The sequence below is a fragment of the Aeromonas genomosp. paramedia genome, assembly GCF_023093515.1.
Classification (GTDB): domain Bacteria; phylum Pseudomonadota; class Gammaproteobacteria; order Enterobacterales; family Aeromonadaceae; genus Aeromonas.
Genome location: NZ_JAAROG010000025.1, coordinates 91,424 through 108,979, shown reverse-complemented (window position 1 = coordinate 108,979; position 17,556 = coordinate 91,424). Strand labels below are relative to the sequence as shown.

The following is a 17,556-nucleotide window of genomic DNA, read 5'->3' as shown; positions in this document are numbered from 1 at the left end:
CTGAACTGAATTATACGCTCGTATAAATCCGAGGGAAGGGGGCGGGTCGATCTTTTTTTGAACAAGGGTGAGCGGCGCCTTGCGGCGCTGTGTGAAGGAGGGAAAGGGCGGGTGCAGCGGACCAGAAGTCTCGGACGCCCGTACGGCCACGCCCTGCTTCCCGGGCGGCCCGCAGGTGGACTTGTCTGCCGCCGGGGGCGATCAGCTCTCCCTGGCGTCTCCTCCATAGGGGGCCTGGGCGCAGGTCTCGCGGATGAGGGCGCGCAGCCAGCGGTGAGCCGGGTCGGCGTCCTGGCTGGGGTGCCAGATCAGGGCGACCCTGATCCCTGCCAGCGGGAAGGGCAGGGGCAGGGTCACCAGATCGGCGTGCAGGGCGGCGCAGTGCCGCTCGGGCACGGTCGCCACCAGGTCGCTGCTCCGCACCAGGGCCAGGGCAGTGGCAAAGCCGGGGACCAGGGTCGCCGCCGCGCGTGTCAGCCCGAGGCTCGCCAGGGCCTCGTCTATGGGGCCCTGCTCCAGCCCGCGCCGCGACACCAGTATGTGGCGGGCGGCGGCATAGCGGGCGGCGGTCAGGGGGCCCTCGCACAGGGGGTGGCCCGGACGTACCACGGCGACGAAGCTGTCCTGAAACAGCGCCTGGGTACGCAGCTCGGGCGCCGTCTCTGCGCCTATGACGCCGGTTTCGAAATCCAGCTCACCGCTGCGCAGGGGGCCGCTCCCCTTGTCGGGTTTGGCCAGGAAGTGCAGCCTGACCCCGGGGGCCTCGGCGGCGAGCCGGGCCAGCAGGGCAGGGCCGACCGCCTCCACGAAGCCGTCGTTGGATCTCAGGCGAAAGGTGCGCACCAGCCGGACAGGATCTATCTCCTGCTGGGGGCGCAGCACGGCGTGCGCATCCTGCACCAGCTGGCTGACCTGAGCGCGCAGGGCCAGGGCCCGCGGCGTGGGCACCAGACCCCGGCCCGCCCGCACCAGCAGGGGGTCGCCCGTGGTCTCGCGCAGCCTGGCCAGGGCCCGGCTCATGGCGGAGGGGCTCAAGGAGAGTCGTCTGGCGGCACCGGCCACGCTGCCCTCGTCCAGCAGGGCATCCAGGGTCAGCAGCAGATTGAAGTCGGGGGTATTCATGGCATTGCCCTCGTCGAGCCGGGATCCCGGGTGATGGACCCATGACGGCCGGTTGGCTTCATCATACGCGAGAACCTCTCTCTTCATATGGCGTCTGGTGCAGCTATAAGCTGCAAGTCGTGCGTCTTCCGCCTGATCATGCCTCCCGCTAGCCTTGTGGGCATCATCCTCTGCCGGAGATCGAATCATGTCGCCACTCAACCCCCTCCCGACCTCTGCCGCTCGCCGCCTCGGCCTGCTGGCGCTCGGCCTCGCCACCCTGCTGCCCATGCTGGGGGGGAGCCTGGCCAACATGGTGCTGCCTGCCCTGGGGCAGGCCTTTGCCGTGCCCTTTGCCAGTCTGCAGTGGGTGCTGGTGGCCTATCTGCTGGGGATCACTTGCCTGACTGTGGTGGCCGGCCGACTGGGGGACAGGTTCGGTCGGCGTCGCCTGCTGCTCCTGGGGCTGGGGCTCTTTGCGCTGGCCTCGTTGCTGTGCGCCCTGGCACCGACCATAGGCTGGCTGATCGCGGCCCGTGCCCTGCAGGGGATCGCTGCGGCCTGCATGCTCTCCCTGGCACTGGCCATGGTGGGCCAGCTGGTGCCGCCGGCGCGGCGGGGCTGGGGCATGGGGCTGCTCGGTACCCTGTCGGCCTGCGGCACGGCGCTCGGCCCCTCCTTTGGCGGCCTGCTGACGGCCGGCTTTGGCTGGCAGGCCCCCTTCCTGCTGCTGGTGCCCCTCAGCCTGCTGACACTGGGCTGTGCCCGGCTCGGTCTGCCCCGGGATGGCGGCTCGCCACAAGAAGAGAGGATGAACCTCGCGAGCCTGTCACTGCTGGTGGCGGCCCTGCTCTGCTACGGCCTGGCGCTGACCCTGGGGGGCGCCCTGGCCCTCTGGTGGGGGGCGGGGGCCCTGCTGGTCACGGCCTCGTTCGTTCGCCGCGAGCGCAACGCCCCTGTGCCCCTGCTGCCGCTGGCGTTGCTGGGGGCCCCGGGGCTGCGCAACGGCCTTGTCGCCAGCGCCCTGGTGGCCAGCGTCATGGTGCTGACCCTGCTCATAGGTCCCTTCTACCTGAGGGGGGTCTTCGGCCTCAGTCTCGGGACTGTCGGCCTGATGATATCGGGCGGGCCCCTGCTGGCGGCCCTGACGGGCATGCCCGCCGGCTGGCTGGTGGACAGGCTGGGGGCACGGCAGGTGGTCCGGCTGGGGCTGGCCGTCATGGGGACAGCGGCCCTCGCCCTGGCCGGGGCGGCGGGGCGGTTCGGCCCGCTCGGCTATCTGCTGCCCATACTGCTGTTGACCGCAGGTTATGCCCTGTTCCAGACCGCCAACAACAGTGCCGTGGTGGGTGGGGCGAGTGAGCGGACCCGGGGCGCCGTCGCCGGTCTGCTGACCCTGTCGCGCAATCTGGGTCAGCTGACCGGGGTGGCCGGGCTCGGCGGCCTGTTCGCCGCCCTGGTGGGGGAGCAGGGCCTGACCCTGGCCAGCGAGCTGGTGTTTGGCACCCGGGCCCTCTTCGCCCTGAGCGCGCTGTTGATTGGCCTGGCGCTCTGGCTGGTGGGTCGCCGCCGGGAGGCGGTGCCGGTCAGCGCCTGAGCTGGAGCAGAAACGCATACAAAAACGCCTCCGCGAAGGGAGGCGTTTTTCATCAGGAGGAGCGCGCTTACAGAATATAGCGGCTCAGATCCTCGTCCTCGATCAGGGCACCCAGGTGGGCGTTGACGTAGTCGGTGTCGATGACGAAGGTCTCGCCGGACTTCTCGGAGGCGTCATAGGAGATGTCTTCCATCAGCCGCTCCATCACAGTGTGCAGACGGCGGGCACCTATGTTCTCGGTGCGCTCGTTGACCTGCCAGGCCGCCTCGGCCAGACGGCGGATACCGTCCTGGGTGAACTCGATCTTGACCCCTTCGGTGGCCATCAGCGCCTGGTACTGATCGGTCAGGGAGGCGTTCGGCTCGGTCAGGATCCGCTCGAAGTCATGGGTGGTGAGGGCGGTCAGCTCGACCCGGATCGGCAAACGACCCTGCAGCTCGGGGATGAGGTCCGACGGCCGGGCCACCTGGAAGGCGCCGGAGGCGACGAACAGGATGTGGTCTGTCTTGACCATGCCGTGCTTGGTGTTGACGGTGCAACCCTCGACCAGGGGCAGCAGATCGCGCTGCACCCCTTCGCGGGAGACATCGGGGCCCGAGCTCTCGCCGCGCTTGCAGATCTTGTCGATCTCGTCGAGGAAGACGATGCCGTTGTTCTCGACCGCGGCAATGGCCTTCTGCTTCAGCTCTTCCGGGTTGACCAGGCGGGCCGCCTCCTCTTCGATCAGCGCCTTCATGGCCTCCTTGACCTTGATCTTGCGCTTCTTCTTCTGCTGCTGGCCCAGGTTCTGGAACAGCCCCTGCAGCTGGTTGGCCATCTCTTCCATGCCCGGCGGGGTCATGATGTCGACGCCCATGGGGGTGGCGGCGAGATCCAGCTCGATCTCCTTGTCATCCAGCTGACCTTCCCGCAGTTTCTTGCGGAAGATCTGGCGGGTGTTGGAGTTGTCGGCCTTCTCCTCCTCGCCCCAGCTGTTGCGCGGGTTCGGCAGCAGGGCGTCGAGGATGCGCTCCTCGGCGGCTTCCTCGGCGCGGTATTTCATCTTCTCCATCTCGGTCTCGCGCACCAGCTTGATGGCGACATCGGTGAGATCGCGGATGATGCTGTCCACTTCCTTGCCCACATAGCCCACTTCGGTGAACTTGGTCGCTTCCACCTTGATGAAGGGGGCGTTGGCGAGCTTGGCCAGACGACGGGCGATCTCGGTCTTGCCGACCCCGGTCGGGCCTATCATCAGGATGTTTTTCGGGGTCACTTCATGGCGCATCTCTTCGCTGAGCTGCATCCGGCGCCAGCGGTTGCGCAGGGCCACGGCCACCGCACGCTTGGCATCGGCCTGACCGATGATGTGACGGTCCAGCTCGTGGACGATTTCTCTCGGGGTCATCTCGGACATGATGGAGTTCCTGTATCCGGGGCGGGCAGGGCCCACCCCTTGGAGAATGAGTTGGCTGACGGGCGCCCTTACTTGGCGCTGTAGTCCAGCACTTCGATGGTGTGGTTGCCGTTGGTGAAGACGCAGATGTCGCCCGCAATCTTGAGGGACTTCTCGACTATGGTCCTGGCATCCAGATCGGTGTTTTCCAGCAGGGCGATGGCGGCGGACTGGGCGAAGTTGCCGCCCGAGCCGATGGCGATCAGATCATGCTCCGGCTGCACCACGTCACCGTTGCCGGTGATGATGAAGGACTTGTGCTCGTCGGCCACGGCCAGCAGGGCCTCGAGGCGGCGCAGGGCGCGATCGGTGCGCCAGTCCTTGGCCAGCGCCACGGCGGCGCGCTCCAGGTTGCCCTGATGGGCCTGCAGTTTGGCTTCGAAGCGCTCGAGCAGGGTGAAGGCGTCGGCGGTGCCGCCGGCGAAACCTGCCAGCACCTTGCCGTTGTAGAGACGATGAACCTTGCGGGCGTTGCCCTTCATGACGGTGTTGCCGAGGGAGACCTGGCCATCACCGCCGATCACGACCTGGCCGTTGCGGCGGACGGAAACTATGGTAGTCACTTTACTTACCTCGCTTGAGCCGAATGACGGCCGGACTGTGCATGGCAAGAAAGATGGGGATGGCAAACCGGCTTTTCAAGCCTGCCTGTTGTCGGGAAAAAGGGGGAGGCCTTGTCGGCGAGGGAGAGGGGAGTCGAAAGGAGAAGGGCCGGGGTTGTCCCCCGGCCCTTCTTGATTGGCTGTGTGGCTAGCCTTTCTTGGGGATGCAGCCGCTGATGCCGGAGCCTTGCAGCTTGCGGTTGGCCGCATCGACCGCCGCCTTGCCGCTGAAGGGGCCCACCATCACCTTGTAGACGGTGCCATTGGCACCATTGACTACCTGCAGGCTGGAGGAGAGGCCGGCACCGAAGGCGATGCGCGCCTTGAGCGACTCTGCAGAATCCTGCGAGCGCAGGGCGGCGCACTGCATCATGTAACGACCGCCGTCGGCTGCCGCCGTCTGGGTCGCCGCCTTGGCCCTGGCGGCCTCGGCGCGCTCCCGCTCCAGTTCGGCACGGATCTCCCGCTCCATCCGCTCACGCTCGGCCTTCTGGTTGATCACCTGCTCCTGCGCGCTGGCGACCGGGGCGCCGGTGGCCGGCTTGGTCGGTTGCACCGGCTGCGGCTGGAAGGGCTTCACCTGGCCGAGAGGGGTCCCGGGCTGGGGGATCTCGGTCGGTACCGGCTGCGGCAGCTTCTCGGGTTGCAAGGTGAGGGTCTCGGCAGGCGGTGGCGGCAGCACGCCCGGCTGGGGCGGCGGCTCTATGATGTCCACCTGCTTGTTCTCCAGCCGCTCGATGTAGCTCCACTTCTCCTGGGGCAGGGTATGACCCTGTGCCTTGGGTTTGTTGGCCTTCACCTGTTCTTCGATGGTGGGGGCATCCGCCCCCTTGCCGTTGATCAGGTAGAGGAAGGCGCCAAAGCCGACGACCAGGGCCCCGGCCAGCAGTGCCGGGATAACAGGAAAGCGGCGAGGTGCCGCTTTCTTGATGTTACGACCACCGGCCCGTCGTCTCGGGCTGTTGCCGACGTAATCCCGGGTCGCCATCTATTACATGCGCTCCAGGGTGTGGATGCCCAGTACGCCCAGGCCCAGCTTGAGCACCTTGGCGGTGGCGGCACACAGCAGCAGGCGGCTGTTGCGGGTCGTTTCGTCCACGCCGTCCTTGTTGATCGGGCAGGCTTCGTAGAAGGTCATGAAGTTGCCGGACAACTCGTATAGATAGGTGCACAGCAGGTGCGGCATGCCCTTGTCCGCCACGCCGTTGACCGCGTCGGAGAACTGGATCAGCTTCTGGGCCAGCACCTCTTCGGCCTCTTCGTTCAGGGTCACGTGGCCGGTCAGGGCCTCGGCATCGATGTTCGCCTTGCGGAAGATGGACTGGATACGGGTGTAGGCGTACTGCAGGTAAGGGGCAGTGTTGCCTTCGAAGGAGAGCATCATGTCCCAGTCGAAGATGTAGTCTGTGGTGCGGTTCTTGGAGAGATCCGCATACTTGACCGCGCCCATGGCGATGGCGTGCACCACCTTGGCCTTCTCTTCGGCGGAGAGATCGCTGTTGCGGCTCTCCAGCAGGGCACTCGCGCGCTCCTCGGCTTCGTTCAGCAGATCGACCAGCTTGACGGTGCCGCCGGAGCGGGTCTTGTAGGGACGACCGTCCTTGCCCAGCATCATGCCGAAGGCGTGGTGCTCGAGGGGGACGGACTCCGGCACATAGCCCGCCTTGCGGGTGATGGTCCAGGCCTGCATCAGGTGCTGGTGCTGACGGGAGTCGATGAAGTACATGACACGGTCGGCGCCCAGGCTCTCGTAGCGGTACTTGGCACAGGCGATGTCGGTGGTGGTGTAGAGGAAGCCGCCATCGCTCTTCTGGATGATGACGCCCATGGGCTCGCCATCCTTGTTCTTGAACTCGTCCAGGAAGACCACGGTCGCCCCTTCGCTCTCGACCGCCAGGCCGCGGGCCTTCAGGTCGGCCACTATCTGGGGCAGCATGTCGTTGTACATGGACTCGCCCATGATGTCCTTATTGGACAGGGAGATGTTCAGGCGGTCGTAGTTGCGCTGGTTCTGCTCCATGGTCATGTCGACCAGCTTCTTCCACATGGTGCGGCAGTACTCATCGCCACCCTGCAGCTTGACCACGTAGTTGCGGGCGCGCTCGGCGAAGGCTTCGTCCTCGTCGTAGTGACGCTTGGCCTGGGTGTAGAAGGCCTCCAGGTCCTTGAGCTCCATGTCGGAGGCGTGCTCGTTGGCCATCTTCTCCAGGTAGGCGATCAGCATGCCGAACTGGGTGCCCCAGTCGCCGATGTGGTTGGCACGCACCACCTTGTGGCCGAGGAACTCCAGGGCGCGGGCGGCGACGTCACCGAGGACGGTGGAGCGGATGTGGTGCACCGCCATCTCCTTGGCTACGTTCGGCGCCGAGTAGTCCACCACCACGGTTTGCGGCGTCGGCAGCTTCACGTTGGCGTTGGCGGAGGTCACCATGGCTTCCACCTGACCGGCCAGCCAGCTCGGGTCGAAGAAGAAGTTGATGAAGCCGGGGCCGGCGATCTCGACCTTGGCGATCAGATCGGAGGCGGGCAGGTGCTCTATGATGGCAGCGGCCAGCTCACGGGGGTTCTTGCGGGCCGGTTTGGCCAGCAGCATGGCCAGGTTGGTGGCCAGGTCGCCGTGAGCCTTCTCCTTGCATCGGTCTACTTGCACCCGGGCTTCCAGGTCGGCCGGCAGGACGCCCGCGGACTTGAGATTGGCTACCGTTTGTTCAAGTAGATGATGAATATGCTCTTTCATAACTGACCACCGAGGTTGCGCGTCGAAAAATGACTGACTGGATAAGGGCGTGAATTTTACCCGCATCGGGCCGAGAAAACTATAGGAATGGCCCGACCCCCTTGGGGTGGCGGATATTTCACTGCGTTTTTCACCACATTGCAGGATATTGATTTGTATAAGTGGTGGTTATCCATTTCTACTGCATATCGAAGCGGCTTGTCCAGGCTATTTTCCCCTGATTGTTAAGGGGTTATTTATTCCAATTTGGTCTGAATGATCCCGTGTCGTCCGGCGGTCGTATCCTTAGAGGAAGTCGCTAGAGGACGATTCCCATGACACTGGTGCTGTTTCCACTCTCCGCCCACCTACTGCCCGGCGGCATCATGCCGCTGCGCATCTTCGAGCCCAGGTATCAGCGCATGATAGCCGAGGTGCAGGAGCGGGAGTTTGCGCTCTGCATGCTGGACCCCCGCCAGCCCGATGCCCTGCGCAACATGTATCCCATCGCCACCCGGGTGCGGATCATCGATTTCGATCTGCTGCCGGACGGCCTGCTCGGCATCACGGTGCTCGGGGTGGAGCGGGTCAGGATAGTCGATCTGTGGCAAGAGCCGGACGGCCTGCGGGTCGGCGAGGTGGAGCCGCTGCCCCCCTGGCAGAGCGGCCGGCTCAAGGCCGACCAGCACTCCCTGGCCAAGGCGCTGCAGGATGTGTTCAACGACTATCCGGAGTACGCGGCCCTCTACCCCGAGCCCGACTGGGATGACGCCAGCTGGGTAGCCCAGCGCTGGCTGGAGGTGCTGCCCATCCCGGTGGAGCAGAAGCAGTGGCTGGTCGCGGCCAAGGACAACCAGCCCGCCCTCTCCCTGTTGAGCGGCCTGCTGGTCGCGAGCCACTGAATTCCCGTCCCCGGTGATCCTTTTGCCCCGCCCGTCGTAATGGTGATGACAGCAACACTCAAGGGATGGCGCAATGGCATATACTGGCCAACCACAATCGGCTCCACGCAGGACATCGCCCCCCATGGACAACCCAGATGGCGATCTGACGTCTCTTCTCATCCGGGTGGCCGAGCATGGCGACAAGGTCGCCTTCGCCACCCTGTTCCACCACTTCGCGCCGCGTATCCGCAGCTACGGGATGCGCCACCTCGGCAGCGAAGCCAACGCCCTCGAGCTGGTGCAGGAGACCATGCTGCTGGTGTGGCAGAAGGCGCGCCTCTATCACCCCGAGAAGGGGGCGCCGACCACCTGGATCTACACCGTCATGCGCAACCAGAGTTTCGACATGCTGCGGCGCCGTCGCGCCAGCAAGGAGGATCTCTGCGCCGAGGAGCTGTGGCCCCTGCTGGAGTTTAGGGCGGAGGAGGAGCACCTGAGCGGCGGAGAAGACGCCGTGCTGACCCGCCAGATGGCCGATTACCTCGCCACCCTGCCGGAGCCGCAACAGCAGGTGGTGCGCGGCATCTATCTGCAGGAGTTTTCCCAGCAGGAGCTGGCCGACAGGCTAGGTGTGCCGCTCGGGACCATCAAGTCCCGCCTCCGGCTGGCATTACAGAAACTGAAAGAGCAAGTGGAGCAAGGCCATGATTAAGACCCATCCGACCGAACTCATGTTGCGGGCCTTCGCCGCCGACGAGTTGCCCCTGCCGCTGGCCGTCGGTGTCTCTGCCCATTGCGAGCTCTGCCCCGAGTGTGCCGCCCGGGTACAGACCCTTGAGGCCGAGCTGGCGAACCAGCTGCTGGCGCCGGCCGCACCGGACCAGGGGCTGCCGGCCGGGCTCGACGCCATGCTGGCGGAGATACTGCAACAGCCCGTGGCGACGGCGGCCGAGCTAGCGCCGCGCGCGCCGCCAGCGCCCGAGTTGCGGGTCGCGGGCCAATCCTACCGGCTGCCACGGGTGCTGGCCCGCCACCATGCGCCCAAGTGGCGCCATGTGGGCGCCATTCGCCAGCACAGCCTGCCGCTGGACGAGATGGGGGCCCGCGCCAGCCTGCTCCATATCGAGGCCGGTGGCCGCATCCCCGAGCATACCCACAAGGGCTATGAGCTGACCCTGCTGCTGGCGGGCAACATACAGGAGGGGGACACCTGCTATCAGGCGGGGGACTTCATCTGGCGCGACGCCAGCCACGCCCACAGCCCGCACACCCCGGACGGCTGCCTCTGCTACACGGTGCAGGACGCCCCCGTCCACTTCACCAAGGGACTGTCGCGGCTGCTCAACGGCATCAGCCACCGCCTCTACTGAGGTGGGCAGCAATAGAAAAGGGACCGAAAGGTCCCTTTTTCATGGTGTCGCGGCTGAATCAGGCCACAAATACCAAGTAGACGGCGAAGGCCACCACGAAGCGGTAGATGGCGAAGGGGATGAAGTCGAGACGACGGATCAGCGCCAGGAAGGTCTTGATGGCGATCATGGCGACCACGAAGGCGGTGACGAAGCCCACCGCAAACATGGGGAGGTCGGCCATGGAGAGGAAGTCGCGGCTCTTGTAGAGGTCCAGTCCGCTGGCCGCCATCATCATGGGTACCGCCATGATGAAGGAGAACTCGGCCGCCGCATGGCGGCTGATGCCCATCAGCATGCCGCCGCTGATGGTGGCGCCGGAGCGGGAGAAGCCGGGCCAGAGCGCCAGGCACTGGAACAGACCTATGCCGAACGCCTGCTTGTAGCTGATGTCGTCCAGGGTCTCTGCGGTGACGGCGGGGCGGCACTTCTCGGCGATGATGAGCAGTATGCCGCCGGCCACCAGGGCATACATCACGGTTTCAGGGCCAAACAGATGGGCCTTGATCCAACTGTGGATGGCCAGCCCGATGAGCACGGCGGGCAGCATGCCGAGGATGATGTGCACCAGGGAGAGGGTGGCATGCCCAGGTGCCGGTTTCTGACCGAAATGGATGCCGATGAGGCCGAACAGGCGGCGCCAGAACATGACGACCACGGCCAGGATGGAGCCCAGCTGGATCACCACCTCGAAGGTGGCGGCCTTGGGGCCTTCGAAACCGAGCAGGTGGCCGACGATGATCATGTGGCCGGTGGAGGAAACGGGCAGAAACTCGGTCAGGCCTTCCACTATGCCCAGCACGAAGGCCACAAACAGGGCGTAGGATTCGGTCATGGTACAGATCTCTTGGTTGATGGGTCCGGATAAAATCAGCCCCGATCAGGGTCGGGGCGGCCAATGATGGCGGAAAATCACGCGGGCAACCAGAGAATATTGGGGGCTCCTGTGCGGTTTCCGGCCCTTGTCTGGCGGCCGGCCCCTTCCGCATGGTGCGGGGCCAGGGCGCTGCGGCTTGAGTGGTTCTGTCCCGGGCGTGGTTGCCGCCCGTCACCTTCTGACATGGCCGCCACGGGCAGCCAGCGGCCCGTGGCGGGGCCAATTCGTCATGCCAGCACCGCCAGGATCTGCTGCTGCAGCGCCTCGTCCAGTGGCGGCAGGGCCTGGGCCTCGACCGCGCTCACTATCTGCTGCGGGCTGCTGGCGCCGATCAGGGCGCAGCTCACCACGGGATCGCGCAGCACCCACTGCAATGCCAGCTGTGACAGGGGTTGGCCCCTCTGCTGCGCCAGGGCGTGGAGGGCGCGAATGCGGACCAGCTTGTCCGCGGTGATCTGGTCGGGCTTGAGGAAGGGGCTGGCGCTGGCGGCGCGGGAATCCGCCGGGATCCCTTCCAGGTAGCGATCGCTGAGCAGGCCCCCCGCCAGGGGCGAGAAGGCGACCACCCCCATCCCCTGTTCGCGGCAGACCGGCAGGGTCTCGGCCTCGATGTCGCGCTGGAACAGGGAGTATTTGAGCTGGTTGACCAGGCAGGGGGTGCCGAGTTCGGCCAGCCGGGTCGCCGCCCTGGCGGCAAGCTCGGCCGGGTAGTTGGAGAGGCCGACATAGAGCGCCTTGCCCTGGCGCACCATGAGTGCCAGCGCCTGACAGGTCTCCTCCAGCGGGGTGCGGGGATCCGGCCTGTGGTGGTAGAAGATGTCCACATAGTCGAGCCCGAGCCGGCGCAGGCTCTGGTGCAGGCTGGCAAACAGGTATTTGGCGCTGCCGCCATCGCCGTAGGGACCGTCCCACATCACATAACCCGCCTTGCTGGCGATGATGAGCTCGTCTCTGTAGGGGGCCAGACTGCGTTTGAGCACGCCGCCGAAGGTGGTCTCGGCGGAACCTGGCGGCGGCCCGTAGTTGTTGGCGAGATCAAAGTGGGTGATCCCGAGATCGAAGGCCTGATGCACCATGGCCTTCACCCTGGCGGGATCGCTCCCGGCGCCGAAGTTGTGCCAGAGGCCGAGGCCTATGCCGGGCAGGCGCAGGCCGTGGCGACCGGCGGGACGGTAGGGCTGGCGCTGGTAACGATCCGGCGCGGCGAGGTAGTGATCATCCATGTTCATCAAGACTCCTGGGTTGGCTCGGTGGACTGTCGTTAGCAAGAGGAGGCGAAGAGCCCCCTCCTCTTCTTAAGGGGATAAGTGTCATCGCACCTCCCCCTCTCGAAGGGGGAGGTCGGGAGGGGTCTTAGCCTGCGGGGATCAGACGGTAACGGGTCTGATGGTGATACAGCCGGCCTGGCAGCAGCCAGGGGTCGCCGAGCTCGGGCCGGTTCGGGCTGTCCGGCAGCTGCTGCGCCTCCAGGCAGAAACCGTCGTAATCCCGGTATGGCCGACCACTGCGGTCCGGCGTGCTGGCCAACCAGTTGCCGGTGTAGAACTGCAGGGAGGGCTGATTGGTGTGGACCTCCATCACCAGCTGCCCATCCCCCGAGACCACCCGTGCCGCCCACGGCTGTTCGGGGCCGTTCAGCACAAAGGCGTGGTCAAAGCCCTTGGCCTGCAGCTGCTGGGGATGGCTCAGCCAATCCTGCCCGATGAGGCGCTCATTGCGCAGATCGAAGGGGCCTTCCACCGGCGTGATGGCGAGCGGCAAACCGCTCTGGTCGGTGGGCAGGAAGCGATCGGCATTGATGCTGATGGCATGATTGCGAATATCGGAGCGCACATCGCTGCCGCCCTGGTGGCCATCGAGATTGAAGTAGGCGTGGCTGGTGAGGCTGACCGGGGTCGGCGCATCCGTGCTGGCCATGAAGTCGACCACCAGATCCTGTTGCTCCAGCCGGTACTCCAGGGTCACCCGCAGGTTGCCGGGGAAGCCCTGATCTCCCGCCCTTGAGAGCAGCGCCAGCCTGACCCTGTCCGCCTCCTGCTCCTTGATCTGCCAGGGCTGGCGATGGAATCCGTCGCGCCCGCCGTGCAGGCAGTGGGGGGCCTGATTGGCGTCGAGAGACCAGCGTTCGTCCCCTCGTACCAGCTCGGCGCCGCCGATGCGGTTGGCAAAGCGACCCGCTACCGCCCCCAGCCACACCTGCTGGGCGGCATAATCCTCGTCGGCGCAGCCCAGCAGCACTTCACGGCGCTGGCCCGCTACCGGCAGGCTGAGGGAGGTGAGGGTGGCGCCAAATTCGAGGCCGCGCAGGCGCAGCCCCTCCTCGTTTTCCAGTTCGAATATCTTCATGGTTTGCCCGTTTCGATGATCGGTGAGCTGTCACTCATGTGCTTCCCGTTAGAGCCTGCCGGCCCCGGCGCTGGCGCGGCAGACGTAGCAGTCCGCCTTGAGGCCAAACCTGGCCGGGTACTCGGCCTCGACCACGGCGATCACCTCGTCCACCTGCGCCGGGCGCAGCAGGGCCACCACGCAGCCGCCAAAGCCGCCCCCTGTCATGCGCACGCCCCCTTGGGTGCCGATCTGGGCCTTGATGATCTCCACCAGGCCGTCGATGGGGGGCACGGTGATCTCGAAGTCGTCCCGCATGGCGGCATGAGACTGCCCCATCAGTTCGCCGAGGCGTACCAGATCGCCGCTCGCCAGGGCGTCGGCGGCGGCCAGGGTGCGGGCGTTCTCCCCCACCACGTGGCGGGCACGGCGGTAGCAGGCCTCGTCCAGTCCGGCCTTGCCCGCCTCCAGCGCGGCCAGATCCAGGTCGCGCAGCGCCTTGACCCCGTAGTGACGGGCGGCGGTCTCGCACTGCTGGCGGCGGGTGTTGTATTCGCTGTCCACCAGGCCGCGGCGCACGTTGGAGTTGATGATCAGCACCGCCAAATCAGTGGGCATGGGGATGAGGCGGGTCTCCAGGGAGCGGCAGTCCAGCAGCAGGGCGTGGTCCGCCTCGCCGCTTGCCGAGATCATCTGATCCATGATGCCGCAGTTGCAGCCGACAAACTGGTTCTCCGCCTGCTGGCCGTTGAGGGCGATGTCGGCCTGGCTGATGGAAAGCCCCAGGGCTTCCTTGAAGGCCTGGCCTATGGCCACCTCCAGGGAGGCGGACGACGACAGGCCGGTGCCCTGGGGCACGTTGCCCGAGACCACCAGGTTGAGGCCGCGCAGGGCATGGCCACGGGCCTGCAGATGCTTGACCACGCCGCGGATGTAGTCGCTCCAGCGCTGGTCCGGGTGATGGGTGATGGGCTTGTCCAGGCTGAACAGATCCCGCTGGTTGCCGTAGTCGGCGGCGACCACGTGCACCAGGTTGTCGCTGCGCAGGCCGATGGCGACGCAGGTCTCGTAGTCGATGGCACAGGGCAGCACGAAGCCGTCGTTGTAGTCGGTGTGCTCGCCGATGAGGTTGACGCGACCGGGGGCGCGCACCAGCAGGTCGGGTTGTTGCTCAAACTGCTCGGCAAACACGGCGCTGACGCGTTGGCTGGGGGTCATGGGGTCACCTCATTGGCTTTGTAATGAACGGGGGAGAGGGAACGCAGGCGCTCGGCGGCTTGCTCCGGCGTCAGGTCCCGCTGTGTTTCTGCCAGCATCTCGAAACCCACCATGAACTTGCGCACCGTGGCGGAGCGCAGCAGGGGCGGGTAGAAGTGGGCGTGCAACTGCCAGGCCTCGGGGCAATCGGAGCGCGGCGGCGCGAAGTGCCAGCCCATGGAGTAGGGGAAGCTGCATTCGAACAGGTTGTCGTAGCGGCTGGTGAGCTCCTTGAGCGCCACCGCCAGATCTTCTTGTTGCTCCGGGGTGAGATCCAGCATTGAGGGCACATGGGCCTTGGGCAGCAGCAGGGTTTCGAACGGCCAGGCCGCCCAGAAGGGCACCACTGCCAGCCAGTGTGCCGTCTCCACCACGATGCGTGAGCGGTCTTGCAGCTCGCGCTCCACGTAGTCCAGCAGCAGCGGGCGGCCGTGCTCGGCCAGCCAGTCGCGCTGGTGCAGCTCTTCGCGGGCTATCTCGTTGGGCAGAAAGTCGCTGCCCCACAGCTGGCCATGGGGGTGGGGGTTGGAGCAGCCCATGACGGCGCCCTTGTTTTCAAAGACCTGCACCCATTCCCACTGGCTCGACAGCTCGGCCACCTGGCTCATCCAGGTGCGGATCACCGCCTCTATGGCGGGCAGGGGCAGCTCGGGCAGTGTCTTGCCGTGATCCGGCGAGAAGCAGATGACCCGGCTGGTGCCGCGGGCGGCCTCCAGCTTGAGCAGGGGATCCTGCTCGCCGTCGGCGGCCGGGGTGTCCTGCATCAGGGCGGCGAAGTCGTTGGTGAAGACGAAGGTGTCCCGATAGTCGGGGTTCTGGTCGCCGGTGACGCGCTTGTTGCCGGCGCAGAGGAAGCAGTCCGGATCGTGGGACTGGCTCGGTGCCTGGCTTATTTTTTCGACCTGACCCTGCCAGGGGCGCTTGGCCCTGTGGGGGGAGACCAGCACATACTGGCCGGTCAGCGGGTTGAAACGGCGGTGGGGGTGATCAACAGGGTTGAACATCATCACTCCAATCAATGAGTTGAGAAAATCGTAACGGGCAGGCCGGCAGGCCTACTCCTCGTAACCGTTCGGGTTGGCGAGCTGCCAGCGCCAGCTGTCTGCGCACATGGCCGCGAGATCCCGGCTGGCGTGCCAGCCAAGCTCGCGCTCGGCCTTGGCGGGGTCTGCCCAGCATTCGGCGATGTCGCCCGGGCGCCTCGGCTCGATGCGACAGGGCAGGGGGCGGCCGCATGCCGCCTCGAACGCCGCCACCATCTGCAGCACGCTCTGGCCCTGGCCGGTGCCCAGGTTGTAAGGGTGGACGCCGCCTCGCCCCGCGCAGTGGTGCAGCGCCTTGACGTGCCCCTCGGCGAGATCCATCACATGGATATAGTCGCGCACCCCTGTGCCGTCCACGGTGTTGTAATCGTTTCCAAAGACCGAGAGGCAGTCACGACGGCCTATGGCCACCTGAGTGATGTAGGGCATGAGATTGTTGGGCATGCCCTGGGGATCCTCCCCCAGAGTGCCGGAGTCGTGGGCACCGACCGGGTTGAAGTAGCGCAGCAGGGTCATGCTCCAGTGGGGTTCGGCGGCCTGCAGATCCTCGAGGATCTCCTCGATGATCAGCTTGGATCGGCCATAGGGATTGGTGGCGCTGCGGGGGAAGTCTTCCCGGATGGGGGTGCTGGCCGGGTCGCCGTAGACGGTGGCCGAGGAGCTGAACACCAGGTTGTGAACCCCGGCCCGCTTCATCGCCTGCAGCAGCACCAGGGTGCCGCTCAGGTTGTTCTCATAATATTCGAGGGGGATCCGGGTCGATTCGCCGACCGCTTTCAGGGCGGCGAAGTGGATCACGGCGTCTATCTGCTGCTCGGCGAAGATGCTGTCCAGCAGGGCGGGATCTCGAATGTCCCCCTGATAGAAGCGGGGCACCTGCCCGCTGATGGCGGCAACCCGTGTCAGCACGGCGGCCTTGCTGTTGCAGAGGTTGTCCACCACCACGGGCTCCATGCCTGCCGCCTGCAAGGCCAGGCAGGTGTGGCTGCCGATATAGCCGCAACCGCCGGTCACCAGTACTCTCATCCTCTTCTCCACCGTTCGTGCCTCACGCAAGGAAAGCCTGAGCAGGAGTCTAGCCGAGGGGCTGGCGGACAAACTGTGAACTGGTTAACAAAATTGTGGAAACGATTACACTTGTTTGTGTGGTTATAAATGCATCGACATGGCTTTTCCCCCTGTTATCAGTGACATTGCCCGGTATAATGGCGCCATATCGAACCGTGAAATAAGTGAAAACAGCATGAGCACCATCAAGGATGTCGCCCGTTTGGCCAATGTATCGGTGGCAACGGTTTCACGGGTGATGAACAACTCACCCAAGGCCAGTGCCGCCTCCCGCGAGGTGGTGCAGAAGGCCATGGCCGAGCTGGGCTACACCCCCAACGCCAACGCCCGGGCTCTGGTCAGCCAGACCTGCGACACCATGGGTGTGGTGGTCGGTGACGTGGCGGATCCCTTCTTCGGTGCTCTGGTCAAGGGGGTCGCCGCAGTGGCGGTGGAGCAGGGGTTGCACCTGCTGATGGGTAATGGTTTTCACCGCGCCCAGCAGGAGCGGGAAGCGATCGAGCTGCTGATCGGCAAGCGCTGCGAGGCGCTGGTGGTGCACAGCAAGGCGCTCAGCGACGAGGAGCTCATCGACTACGCCCTGCGGGCCCCCGGCATGGTGCTGATCAACCGCGACATCCCGAGCCTGAGGGGGCGTTGCATCGCCCTCAACAACCGGCAGGGGGCCGCCACCGCGACCCGCCATCTGCTGGAGCTGGGGCACCGCCACATCGCCTTCCTCAGTTCGGATCACGCCATCGAGGATGCCCTGCTACGCCATCAGGGTTATCAGGATGCCCTGGCCGAGGCGGGCCTGAGCGCCGATCCCGAGCTGGTGGAGAGCGGCATGCCCAATGAGGAAGGGGGGGAGCGCGCCATGCTCAACCTGCTGGCCAAGGGGCTGCCCATCACGGCCGTGGTGGCCTACAACGACGCCATGGCGGCAGGGGCCATCTCCGTACTGGCGGATAACGGCCTCAAGGTGCCGGAAGAGGTCTCGGTGGTGGGCTTCGATGACATCATCTATGCCAGATACCTGAGGCCCAAGCTCTCCACCATGCGCTATCCCATCGAGCTCATGGCCGCCCAGGCCGCCAAGCTGGCGTTGCAACTCGCCGCCGGGGAGAGCGAGACGGTGCAGAGCCGGATCTACACCCCGACCCTGATCAATCGCCACTCGGTCGCGCCCGTCAGGCTCTGATCGCTTCATCTTCCCGCCGCCGTCATGGCGGTGGGGTGAAGGCGGTTGGAGGCTCGTCTACA

Annotated in this window: 16 protein-coding genes; 5 read left to right on the top strand and 11 right to left on the bottom strand. The window is 65.7% G+C overall.

Going from position 1 to position 17,556, the window contains the following annotated elements; genetic code table 11:
- Positions 1-201: 201 nt before the first annotated feature.
- On the bottom strand, positions 202-1,122 hold the full coding sequence (locus tag HB860_RS18340) for a LysR family transcriptional regulator (protein WP_247627549.1): 921 nt from the start codon (positions 1,120-1,122) through the stop codon (positions 202-204).
- A 187-nt stretch (positions 1,123-1,309) separates the two neighbouring features.
- Here HB860_RS18340 and HB860_RS18335 point away from each other — a divergent pair, with 187 nt between their 5' ends.
- Positions 1,310-2,698, top strand: a complete 1,389-nt coding sequence (locus HB860_RS18335; protein WP_247627548.1) for an MFS transporter — start codon at positions 1,310-1,312, stop codon at positions 2,696-2,698.
- Positions 2,699-2,765: 67 nt separating this feature from the next.
- Here the strand turns inward: HB860_RS18335 and hslU are convergent, their stop codons facing one another.
- The 4 genes from hslU to argS form a co-directional block, all read right to left on the bottom strand.
- On the bottom strand, positions 2,766-4,094 hold the full coding sequence (gene hslU, locus HB860_RS18330) for an HslU--HslV peptidase ATPase subunit (RefSeq protein WP_005328414.1): 1,329 nt from the start codon (positions 4,092-4,094) through the stop codon (positions 2,766-2,768).
- A 68-nt stretch (positions 4,095-4,162) separates the two neighbouring features.
- Positions 4,163-4,696 carry an ATP-dependent protease subunit HslV gene (gene hslV / locus HB860_RS18325; RefSeq protein WP_025328697.1) on the bottom strand — a complete coding sequence of 178 codons (534 nt, stop codon included), beginning with the start codon at positions 4,694-4,696 and terminating at the stop codon, positions 4,163-4,165.
- 187 nt (positions 4,697-4,883) lie between these two features.
- Positions 4,884-5,723, bottom strand: coding sequence for an SPOR domain-containing protein (locus HB860_RS18320; RefSeq protein WP_139437992.1), 840 nt, complete (start codon positions 5,721-5,723; stop codon positions 4,884-4,886).
- Positions 5,724-5,726: 3 nt separating this feature from the next.
- A complete protein-coding gene (argS, locus tag HB860_RS18315; protein WP_247627547.1) occupies positions 5,727-7,472 on the bottom strand; it encodes an arginine--tRNA ligase in 1,746 nt (581 codons plus the stop codon).
- Positions 7,473-7,786: 314 nt separating this feature from the next.
- Between argS and HB860_RS18310 the strand changes: the two genes are divergently transcribed.
- The 3 genes from HB860_RS18310 to HB860_RS18300 all read left to right on the top strand — a co-directional run bounded on the left by HB860_RS18310 (position 7,787) and on the right by HB860_RS18300 (position 9,705).
- On the top strand, positions 7,787-8,353 hold the full coding sequence (locus HB860_RS18310) for an LON peptidase substrate-binding domain-containing protein (protein ID WP_202047633.1): 567 nt from the start codon (positions 7,787-7,789) through the stop codon (positions 8,351-8,353).
- 124 nt (positions 8,354-8,477) lie between these two features.
- Complete coding sequence (locus HB860_RS18305; RefSeq protein WP_025328693.1) at positions 8,478-9,047, top strand: sigma-70 family RNA polymerase sigma factor; 570 nt, start codon at positions 8,478-8,480, stop codon at positions 9,045-9,047.
- A complete protein-coding gene (locus HB860_RS18300) occupies positions 9,040-9,705 on the top strand; it encodes a ChrR family anti-sigma-E factor (RefSeq protein ID WP_247627546.1) in 666 nt (221 codons plus the stop codon). Before HB860_RS18305 ends, HB860_RS18300 begins: the two co-directional genes overlap by 8 nt.
- A gap of 58 nt (positions 9,706-9,763) precedes the next feature.
- Here HB860_RS18300 and bacA read toward each other — a convergent pair whose 3' ends face one another.
- The 6 genes from bacA to galE all read right to left on the bottom strand — a co-directional run bounded on the left by bacA (position 9,764) and on the right by galE (position 16,272).
- A complete protein-coding gene (gene bacA / locus HB860_RS18295) occupies positions 9,764-10,579 on the bottom strand; it encodes an undecaprenyl-diphosphate phosphatase (RefSeq protein ID WP_247627545.1) in 816 nt (271 codons plus the stop codon).
- A 269-nt stretch (positions 10,580-10,848) separates the two neighbouring features.
- Complete coding sequence (locus HB860_RS18290) at positions 10,849-11,844, bottom strand: aldo/keto reductase (protein ID WP_247627602.1); 996 nt, start codon at positions 11,842-11,844, stop codon at positions 10,849-10,851.
- A gap of 130 nt (positions 11,845-11,974) precedes the next feature.
- On the bottom strand, positions 11,975-12,967 hold the full coding sequence (gene galM, locus HB860_RS18285; RefSeq protein WP_247627544.1) for a galactose-1-epimerase: 993 nt from the start codon (positions 12,965-12,967) through the stop codon (positions 11,975-11,977).
- 48 nt (positions 12,968-13,015) lie between these two features.
- A complete protein-coding gene (galK, locus tag HB860_RS18280; protein ID WP_247627543.1) occupies positions 13,016-14,164 on the bottom strand; it encodes a galactokinase in 1,149 nt (382 codons plus the stop codon).
- Entirely contained in the window at positions 14,161-15,207 is a 1,047-nt protein-coding gene (locus HB860_RS18275; RefSeq protein ID WP_247627542.1) for a UDP-glucose--hexose-1-phosphate uridylyltransferase, read from the bottom strand. The genes galK and HB860_RS18275 overlap by 4 nt, the downstream gene beginning before the upstream one ends.
- A gap of 51 nt (positions 15,208-15,258) precedes the next feature.
- Complete coding sequence (gene galE, locus HB860_RS18270; RefSeq protein ID WP_247627541.1) at positions 15,259-16,272, bottom strand: UDP-glucose 4-epimerase GalE; 1,014 nt, start codon at positions 16,270-16,272, stop codon at positions 15,259-15,261.
- Between the two features lie 217 nt (positions 16,273-16,489).
- Between galE and HB860_RS18265 the strand changes: the two genes are divergently transcribed.
- On the top strand, positions 16,490-17,494 hold the full coding sequence (locus HB860_RS18265; protein WP_106885518.1) for a substrate-binding domain-containing protein: 1,005 nt from the start codon (positions 16,490-16,492) through the stop codon (positions 17,492-17,494).
- Positions 17,495-17,556: the final 62 nt, after the last annotated feature.

Coding starts and splice junctions, on each gene's coding strand:
- galM (WP_247627544.1), bottom strand. CDS start 12,967: ATGAAGATATTCGAACTGGAAAACGAGGAGGGGCTGCGCCTGCGCGGC.
- HB860_RS18310 (WP_202047633.1), top strand. CDS start 7,787: ATGACACTGGTGCTGTTTCCACTCTCCGCCCACCTACTGCCCGGCGGC.
- galK (WP_247627543.1), bottom strand. CDS start 14,164: ATGACCCCCAGCCAACGCGTCAGCGCCGTGTTTGCCGAGCAGTTTGAG.
- HB860_RS18265 (WP_106885518.1), top strand. CDS start 16,490: ATGAGCACCATCAAGGATGTCGCCCGTTTGGCCAATGTATCGGTGGCA.
- galE (WP_247627541.1), bottom strand. CDS start 16,272: ATGAGAGTACTGGTGACCGGCGGTTGCGGCTATATCGGCAGCCACACC.
- HB860_RS18290 (WP_247627602.1), bottom strand. CDS start 11,844: ATGGATGATCACTACCTCGCCGCGCCGGATCGTTACCAGCGCCAGCCC.
- bacA (WP_247627545.1), bottom strand. CDS start 10,579: ATGACCGAATCCTACGCCCTGTTTGTGGCCTTCGTGCTGGGCATAGTG.
- HB860_RS18275 (WP_247627542.1), bottom strand. CDS start 15,207: ATGTTCAACCCTGTTGATCACCCCCACCGCCGTTTCAACCCGCTGACC.
- HB860_RS18305 (WP_025328693.1), top strand. CDS start 8,478: ATGGACAACCCAGATGGCGATCTGACGTCTCTTCTCATCCGGGTGGCC.
- hslU (WP_005328414.1), bottom strand. CDS start 4,094: ATGTCCGAGATGACCCCGAGAGAAATCGTCCACGAGCTGGACCGTCAC.
- HB860_RS18340 (WP_247627549.1), bottom strand. CDS start 1,122: ATGAATACCCCCGACTTCAATCTGCTGCTGACCCTGGATGCCCTGCTG.
- HB860_RS18320 (WP_139437992.1), bottom strand. CDS start 5,723: ATGGCGACCCGGGATTACGTCGGCAACAGCCCGAGACGACGGGCCGGT.
- HB860_RS18335 (WP_247627548.1), top strand. CDS start 1,310: ATGTCGCCACTCAACCCCCTCCCGACCTCTGCCGCTCGCCGCCTCGGC.
- argS (WP_247627547.1), bottom strand. CDS start 7,472: ATGAAAGAGCATATTCATCATCTACTTGAACAAACGGTAGCCAATCTC.
- HB860_RS18300 (WP_247627546.1), top strand. CDS start 9,040: ATGATTAAGACCCATCCGACCGAACTCATGTTGCGGGCCTTCGCCGCC.